The sequence below is a fragment of the Rhodococcus sp. (in: high G+C Gram-positive bacteria) genome, assembly GCF_049591685.1.
Taxonomy (GTDB): domain Bacteria; phylum Actinomycetota; class Actinomycetes; order Mycobacteriales; family Mycobacteriaceae; genus Rhodococcoides.
On the sequence record NZ_JBAWFH010000044.1, the window covers coordinates 1 to 7,734 of the forward strand.

At 65.9% G+C, this 7,734-nt stretch carries 6 protein-coding genes and 2 pseudogenes; 6 read left to right on the forward strand and 2 right to left on the reverse strand.

The window, feature by feature from the left end; genetic code table 11:
• A pseudogene (locus WBQ44_RS01670) lies at positions 1 to 371 on the forward strand (glycosyl transferase); the annotation flags it as partial.
• A 34-nt stretch (positions 372 to 405) separates the two neighbouring features.
• On the opposite strand, the gene WBQ44_RS01675 reads toward WBQ44_RS01670, so the two are convergent.
• Positions 406 to 1,374 carry a methylenetetrahydrofolate reductase gene (locus WBQ44_RS01675; RefSeq protein ID WP_495565002.1) on the reverse strand — a complete coding sequence of 323 codons (969 nt, stop codon included), beginning with the start codon at positions 1,372 to 1,374 and terminating at the stop codon, positions 406 to 408.
• Positions 1,375 to 1,547: 173 nt separating this feature from the next.
• On the opposite strand from WBQ44_RS01675, the gene WBQ44_RS01680 reads away from it, so the two are divergent.
• From WBQ44_RS01680 to WBQ44_RS01695, 4 genes are all read left to right on the forward strand, one after another.
• Positions 1,548 to 2,642: a polyprenyl synthetase family protein gene (locus WBQ44_RS01680; RefSeq protein WP_495565005.1), complete on the forward strand. Its 1,095-nt coding sequence runs from the start codon at positions 1,548 to 1,550 to the stop codon at positions 2,640 to 2,642.
• 52 nt (positions 2,643 to 2,694) lie between these two features.
• Positions 2,695 to 4,260: a phytoene desaturase family protein gene (crtI, locus tag WBQ44_RS01685; protein WP_495565003.1), complete on the forward strand. Its 1,566-nt coding sequence runs from the start codon at positions 2,695 to 2,697 to the stop codon at positions 4,258 to 4,260.
• Between the two features lie 138 nt (positions 4,261 to 4,398).
• Positions 4,399 to 6,012, forward strand: a complete 1,614-nt coding sequence (locus WBQ44_RS01690) for an alpha-(1->6)-mannopyranosyltransferase A (protein WP_495565006.1) — start codon at positions 4,399 to 4,401, stop codon at positions 6,010 to 6,012.
• 16 nt (positions 6,013 to 6,028) lie between these two features.
• Positions 6,029 to 7,021: a phytoene/squalene synthase family protein gene (locus WBQ44_RS01695; protein WP_495565007.1), complete on the forward strand. Its 993-nt coding sequence runs from the start codon at positions 6,029 to 6,031 to the stop codon at positions 7,019 to 7,021.
• Here WBQ44_RS01695 and WBQ44_RS01700 read toward each other — a convergent pair.
• Positions 6,993 to 7,364, reverse strand: a complete 372-nt coding sequence (locus tag WBQ44_RS01700) for an Rv2175c family DNA-binding protein (protein ID WP_495565004.1) — start codon at positions 7,362 to 7,364, stop codon at positions 6,993 to 6,995. The genes WBQ44_RS01695 and WBQ44_RS01700 overlap by 29 nt on opposite strands.
• A 141-nt stretch (positions 7,365 to 7,505) precedes the next feature.
• Here WBQ44_RS01700 and WBQ44_RS01705 point away from each other — a divergent pair.
• Positions 7,506 to 7,734: pseudogene (locus tag WBQ44_RS01705) on the forward strand (Stk1 family PASTA domain-containing Ser/Thr kinase); the annotation flags it as partial.

The following is a 7,734-nucleotide window of genomic DNA, read 5'->3' on the forward strand; positions in this document are numbered from 1 at the left end:
GGATGTACGACGGGTGGCCTGCGCTGCGCGAGGGATACGCCCGCTGGCTGTGGAACGCGTTCGGCAGCGTCGCGGGAACGTCCGTCGTGGTGTCGGCAATGTCGATCGCGTATATCGTGCCGCCTGCCGCAGCAGTTCTCGGTTCCGGCCCGACCCGCAGGTGGGGGTTGGTCGGCTACGGCGCTGCGGTGCTCTCGCGGACGGTGGCTTCGCGGGCGGAGTCGAAGTCGGGTTCGTTGCTGCACACGGTTGCCGTATCGACCGCGCATCCCGTCTCTTTTGCGCTGTACATCACGCTCACGGCCGAATCGCTGCGACGCCGCCGCGACGGAACGGCAACGTGGAAGAACCGCCTTCTGCCCGCCGTGTGACAAGACGACATGTGTGGTTCGCCGTGGCTGCGGGTCAGACGCGCGCGGCCGACAGTCCGAGATTGGTGAGTACCTCACGGGTGGCACGCGCGAAGTTGAGCGTGATGAAGTGCAGAGCCGGTGCGCCCTCGGCAATGAGCCGCTCGCCGATCGACGTTGCCAGCTCGATGCCCACTTCACGGACGGCCGCTCGATCCTCCTCAGGACCGGTGCCGGCCGCCGCGGTGAATCGATCGTCGAGTGATTTCGGAAGCGCCGAACCCGACAGCGACAGCGCGCGCCGAACCGTGCGGAGTGAGGTGATCGGCATGATTTCCGGAATGATCGGCTTGGCACCCTGCTCGGGATCGCACTTGACCACCCGGTCACGAAGGCGCAGATAGTCGTCGACGTCGAAGAACATCTGGGTGATCGAGTACTCGGCTCCCGCGCGCAGTTTGGCGACGAGAACCTGCGTGTCCTGATCGAGATCGATCGCGCGGTAGTGGCCCTCGGGGAAAGAGGCGACGCCCACGTGGAAGTCACCGAGTTCGCGCACGAGGCACACGAGCTCCTCGGCGTATTCGACGCCCTCGGGATGTTTTTGCCAGTCTCCCAGCGGGTCTCCGGGTGGGTCGCCGCGGAGAACGAGGATGTTGGAAATGCCGCGGTCGGCGTAGGCACCGACCATGGATCGAAGCTCGGCGACGCTGTGTGACACCGCCGTCAGATGTGCGACAGGAAGGAGTGTCGTCTCCTCGGCGATCTGCCCGGTGACGCGCACCGTTCGGTCACGCGTGGACCCGCCCGCGCCGTAGGTCATTGATACGAATGCCGGTTGCATCTGTTCGAACTCACGGACCGCACGCCACAACCGAGCCTCGGCCGCTTCGTCGCGCGGAGGGGAGAACTCGACGGAGAACGGGATCTTGGTGGACTCGGCCGTGCGCAGTCGATCGACTATCGACGGCGTCCGAGTGACCCACCCGTCGCTCGACCGCCCCCTGACGGCATCAAATGTCACCGCGTCATCATAGTTTCGACGCCGGTGGGCGGTGTCGGCAGCCTCTCGCCACAGCGCGTTCGGCGGACCGACGGCTAATGTTGGGCAACGGAAATCTTGTGTCACGCGTTCGTCTGGAGGCCCCCCTGTCCGGGAAACTGATCACGACCGAAACCGATGTTCCGTGGGGCGCGTTGGACACCGCCTTGTCCGCGGGCGAATCGGACCCGCGCACCCTCGTCGATCTGGCGTTACGTGAGTTCTTCGCATCGAGGGACGAGCAGGTCGCGGCGCTCGGCGGCGGTTACGTCGCGGCTGTGCAGGATCTCACCGAGTTCGTGTTGCGCGGAGGCAAACGAGTCCGGCCTTCGTTCGCGTGGACGGCGTGGCTGGGTGCGGGCGGCGACTCGACGAGCACCCGAGCAGTGTCCGTCATCCGGGTGTGCGCGGCACTCGAGCTGGTGCAGGCCTGCGCGCTGATTCACGACGACATCATCGACGCCTCGGTGACCCGGCGCGGATTCCCCACCGTGCACGTAGGTTTCGCCACTCGGCATCGCGAGGCGAAGTGGTCGGGTTCGGCCGACCGTTTCGGCGAGTCGGCAGCAATTCTGCTCGGTGATCTCGCACTGTGCTGGGCGGACGACATGATGCGCGAATCCGGTCTCGATACCGAATCGGCCGCTCGGCTCTCGCCTGTCTGGTCGGCGATGAGGACGGAGGTTCTCGGTGGCCAACTCCTCGACATCGAGGCCGAGGCGGGGCTCGACGAGTCCGTTGATGCGGCGATGCGGGTGAACAGGTACAAGACGGCGGCGTACACCGTGGAGCGGCCGCTGCAGATCGGGGGCGTTCTCGCCGACGCACCTGCGAGCCTGATCGCCGACTTCCGCTCGTTCGGAACCGACATCGGGCTGGCTTTCCAACTCCGGGACGACCTGCTCGGCGTGTTCGGCGACCCGGACGTCACCGGGAAACCGTCGGGCGACGACATCCGCGAGGGCAAGCGCACCGTGCTGATGGCGGTCGCGATGGAGCGTGCAGATCGAGAGGCTCCGGAGTCGGCGTCCCTGCTGCGGTCGGCCCTCGGCGCGAACGACCTCGACGACGGCGTGATTGCGGACGTCAGGGCTGTACTCACCGACATCGGTGCCGTCGCGGACGTCGAGCAGCGCATCACCAGGCTCACCGAACGGGCATTGACCACACTGGACGCGAGCGACACCGAGCCGAATGCCGCGACGCGATTGCGCGCAATGGCCATCGCAGCGACCCAGCGGACCTATTAGAACCGGTTCGGTGCAGCCCACCGACTCGGTAGAACCCAAACGAAAGGCACACGTGCGCGCGACAACAGGCCCATCGGACTCCGTCGTCATCGTCGGTGCAGGGCTCGCCGGACTCTCGGCCGCTCTGTATCTCATCGGCGCAGGCAAGCGTGTCACGGTGCTGGAACGGGAGAACACAGTCGGCGGCCGGGTCGGAGTGTACCCGGTGACCGACGAGAACGGCGCCGCGCTGTACGAGATCGACAACGGCGCAAGCGTTCTCACCATGCCCGACCTCATCGAGTCCGCTTTGGCGGCGGTCGGTGAGTCCTTCGACACCGTCGACCCCAAGATATCGCTCACGGCGCTCTCCCCGAGTTACCACACCCGCTACGCCGACGGCAGCTCGATCGACGTGTACGCCGACCCCGAGGCCATGGCCGAGGAGGTCGCGAAGAAGTGCGGCGACGCCGAGGCGGAGGGGTACCGGGCGTTGCGACGGTGGCTTGCGTCGATCTTCGACGCGGAGTTCGACCGCTACATCGACGCCAACTTCGACTCGCCACTCGACCTCGTGTCCACCCCCGCCGCGCTTCGCGACACCGTGACACTCACCCGACTCGGCGGCTTCGGCAGGTTGGGGCCCCGAGTGGAGAGGTTCCTGAAGGACGAGCGATTGCGAAGGGTGTTCACCTTTCAGGCGTTGTACGCCGGTATGGCGCCCGCGAAGGCGCTCGCCGTCTACGGCGCGATCGCGCACATGGACACCTCACTCGGCGTCTACTTCCCGCGCGGAGGTATGGCCTCGATCGCCGCAGGAATGGCGGACGCCGTCACACGTAACGGCGGCGTGGTGATCACGGGGGCAGCAGTCTCCGACATCGACGTCGTCGACGACAGGGCACGGTCGGTGGGTACGGCCGACGGACGTCGATTCGAGTGCGACGCCGTCATCCTGACCCCCGACCTTCCGGTCGTCGACGGATTGCTCGACGACGCAGGCGTCTCTTCGCGCGGCCGACGCCGCGGCTACGGCACCGTTTCACCGTCGGCAGTCGTCTTTCACGGCACCGTACCGACTGCAATCACCGCAGGATGGCCGTCCGAATCGCATCACACCATCGACTTCGGCGCCGAATGGGCGTCGACCTTCGCCCGCATCACCGCCAAGAGCGGCCGTGGCTCGTTGATGACGGATCCGTCGCTACTGATCACGCGGCCCAGCGTCAGCGATCCGGGATTGCGCGTCGAACGCGGCGGTGAGCTGTGCGAGCCGGTATCGGTTCTGGCACCGTGCCCGAACTTGCAGAGCGCACCGCTCGACTGGGCTCGGCTGCAGGATCCGTACGTGAAGGAGTTGCAGCAGGAGATGGACAAGCGCGGCTACGGCGGCGTGAGCGCGATGACCATCGACCACGTCGACACGCCGCTTACGTGGTCGGAACGGGGAATGTTGCACGGCAGCCCCTTCTCGTCGGCCCACGTGTTCCGGCAGACGGGACCGTTCCGACGCAAGAACGTCGTGCCCGGCCTGAACAACGTGGTACTCGCAGGTTCGGCAACCACGCCGGGTGTCGGAGTGCCGACCGTGCTCGTGTCGGGCAAACTGGCTGCCGAACGTATCGTCGGCACCGTCTGACGCTGCAGCCCGTACGCGGGATGGTTCGGATGGGGTACGCGGACACACTAAACTGGCTTCGGCCGTCGGACGTGAACCTTCCGTTCATCCGCCGGTCGGCAAAATGTCGTGTGACGCGAGAGGAGGATGACCACCACGATGTCCTCGGTCTCGAGCTCGGCAGCGTCCGGTACGGCCGGGCCGGACCCGTCACGCGACGCCTCGTCCACTGCGCCGCAGCCCAGGTCGTTCGTTCGACACCTGGCCCTGTTCCTGCGTAGCCCGGAAGGGCACGCGGCTCTTCTCGGTCTGCTCGGCGCAGCGTTGATCACGTTCGGCGGTTTCGGCGCCGGGAGTGTGCGTCGCCGCGATCCCCTGCTGGAAGCCATGCATCTGTCGTGGCTCCGTTTCGGGCACGGTCTCATTCTGTCCAGCATCATCGTGTGGCTGGGCGTACTCCTGATGATCGTGGCCTGGGTACGTCTGGGTCGTGCGACGCTGCAGGGCCGGACCGAACTCCGCGAACTGCGCTGGGTTGTGCCCGCCTGGACGGCACCCCTCCTGCTCGCCGTCCCCATGTTCAGCCGCGACGCGTTCTCCTACCTCGCCCAGGGCGCGCTCCTCCGCGACGGTTTCGATCCCTATGCCGTCGGTCCGGTGGCCAACCCCGGTGTGCTGCTGGACAACGTCAGCAACGTGTGGACCACGACCACCGCCCCCTACGGCCCCCTTTTCCTCCTCCTGGGTGAAGCCATCACCAGCATCACCGGCGATAACGTGATCGCGGGCACGATGCTCCTGCGTCTGACGATGCTTCCGGGACTCGCGCTCATGGTGTGGGCCGTCCCGAGACTCGCGTCGCACATGGGCGGCACACCCGCCATAGCGCTGTGGTTGGCCGTGCTCAATCCGCTGGTTCTGATTCACCTGATCGGCGGCGTGCACAACGAACTATTGATGGTCGGCCTCATGACCGCCGGTATCGTGCTGGTCCTCGAACGCAAGCACGTCGGCGGTGTTGCGCTCGTCGCGGTGGCAGTCGCCATCAAGGCGACCGCCGGATTGGCGCTGCCGTTCATGGTGTGGATCTGGATGATCCACGAGCGTGAACGAGCCGAGGCCGAGGGCCGAACGCCGATGTCTCCTCTGCGTTCGTTCGCCAAAACCGCCGGAACCGGTGCGGGCGTCTTCGCCGCGGTGTTCGCCCTCGCCTCACTCGTGGCGGGTGTCGGGATCGGCTGGCTGACGGCACTGTCCGGCTCCGCCAAGATCATCAACTGGCTCTCGTTGCCGACCGTCATGGCCCACCTTGTCACCGTCAGCACGTCCTGGATCCTCGATCTCCGGCTCGGCCCGGTCCTGGAAGTGACGCGCATGCTCAGCGCGGTCGTGCTCGCGGTCGTCATCGTCGGTACGTGGTGGCTGTACCGGAAGACCGAACGCGACGCGGTCAAGGGCATCGTCATCGCATTGGTGGCCATCGTCGTTCTGTCGCCGGCTGCACTGCCGTGGTACTACTCCTGGCCACTCGCGCTGGCTGCGGGCTTTGCGTTGTCGACCAAGACGCTGATGATCCTGGTCGGTTTGTCGACCTGGCTGATGCTCGTCTTCCGGCCCGACGGCTCGATCGGTCTCTACACGGTCGCTCACGTCGCCCTGGCGACCTTCGCGGCGGTCGTTGCAGCGTTGTCCATCACCAGGGTCGATCCCCTACGGCTGCGCGGAAAACCCCGACGGCCGGCGAACTCGGAGGATGTCCGTGCCGTTACCTAAGCGAGCAACGCCGATCGTGGGTGAGCTCGACGAGATCGACCCGTCGCTGCACGAGGCGTACCGGCTGTGCCGTGACCTCAATGCCCGTCACGGCAAGACCTATTTCTTGGCCACTCGTCTGCTGCCCGTCGAGAAGCGCGCAGGTGTACACGCCCTGTACGGGTTCGCTCGGATGGTCGACGACATCATCGACGTCGACGTCGACGGTTCACTCACCGAGGATTCTCCGGATGTGCAGCTGCGGCCGGCCGATCGCCGAGCCGGCGCCGAGGTCGACGTCCTCGAGGATCGCGTCCGTTCGGCGCTGAGCGGAGTGAGCCTTGGAGACAGCTCGTCCGAGCAGGTTCTGCGTGCATTCGTCGACACGGTCGAGCGCTATTCGATCCCCCATGACTACTTCTATGCGTTCTTCCACTCGATGCGGATGGACATTCCCGGCACCGATGTATTCCGCTGTCGCTACCGGACGATGCCGGAGCTTTCCGAGTACATGTACGGTTCCGCTGCCGTCATCGGTCTCGAGATGCTTCCCATCCTCGGCGCGACGACCGAGGATGCGACGGTGCCCGCGGCGGCGCTGGGCGAGGCGTTTCAGCTGACCAACTTCATTCGTGACATGGGCGAAGACCTCGACCGCGATCGCATCTATCTCCCCACCGACGAGCTGGCTGCGTTCGGGGTCGACGAGGAACTGCTGCATCACTGTCGCGACACGGGCAGAACTGATCCAAGGGTGGAGCGTGCGCTCGCGCATCTTATTGCGCACACGCGTGCGGTGTACCGAGTCGCCGAACCCGGTATCGACCTGCTCGATCCTCGGGTTCGACCCGGAATGCGGACGGCGTTTCTGTTGTACGGCGCCATCCTGCGTGAGGTCGAAGACAGCGGCTATCGCGTTCTGTCCGAGCGCGCTCGGGTTCCGCAGTGGCGTCGATTGTCGGTCGCGGGGCCCCGACTGGTTGCCACCGGCTGGACCAGACTCAGAAGCCCATCGCCTGCGCGCGCCTGATCACTTCGCGCATCAAATCGCCGTGCATGGCGTCGATCGGGGTACCGGGAAGGCTGTCGTCCGATTGGAACAGCCACGTCAGAATCGCTTCGTCCTCGAAGCCGCCGTCGTGCAGCACCGCGAGCAGCCCGGGCAGACCTTTGACGATCTGCTTGTTCGCCGCATCGAGGAAGACTTCGGGCACACCGGGAACCCGGTTGCGCTTGACGGCGACGAGCTGTCGGTCGCGAAGCATCTGCTCGACCCTGGACTTGGGCACCTCGAGGATTTTGCTCACGTCGGCCAGCTGCAGCAGCGGGACGGATGGGTCCAAGACGTCGTCGGAGTAAGGGATTGTGCTCACTGCAGTAACGTTAACGGGTTCGCTCTCGGATACGAAAAGCATCGTTGCGCCGTCGTCGGTCCGAGACAGGGGCGACACCTACGCTGGCTACGATCGCTGTGGACGCGATCGGCAGGCCGACATCGAAGGAGGTAGACCACCGTGATTCCCGGAGGGTCCGTATCGACGGGTTCGCTGCTGGATCGGCGCTACCGAATCGACGCTCCCATCGCCCGAGGTGGCATGTCCACGGTCTACCGCGCGCTGGACACGCGGCTCGACCGACCCGTGGCCGTCAAGATCATGGACCCGAAGTTCGCGGCCGACCCGGCCTTCGTCGCCCGGTTCGAGTTCGAGGCCCGAGCCGTCGCGAGGCTCAGCAATCCCGGAC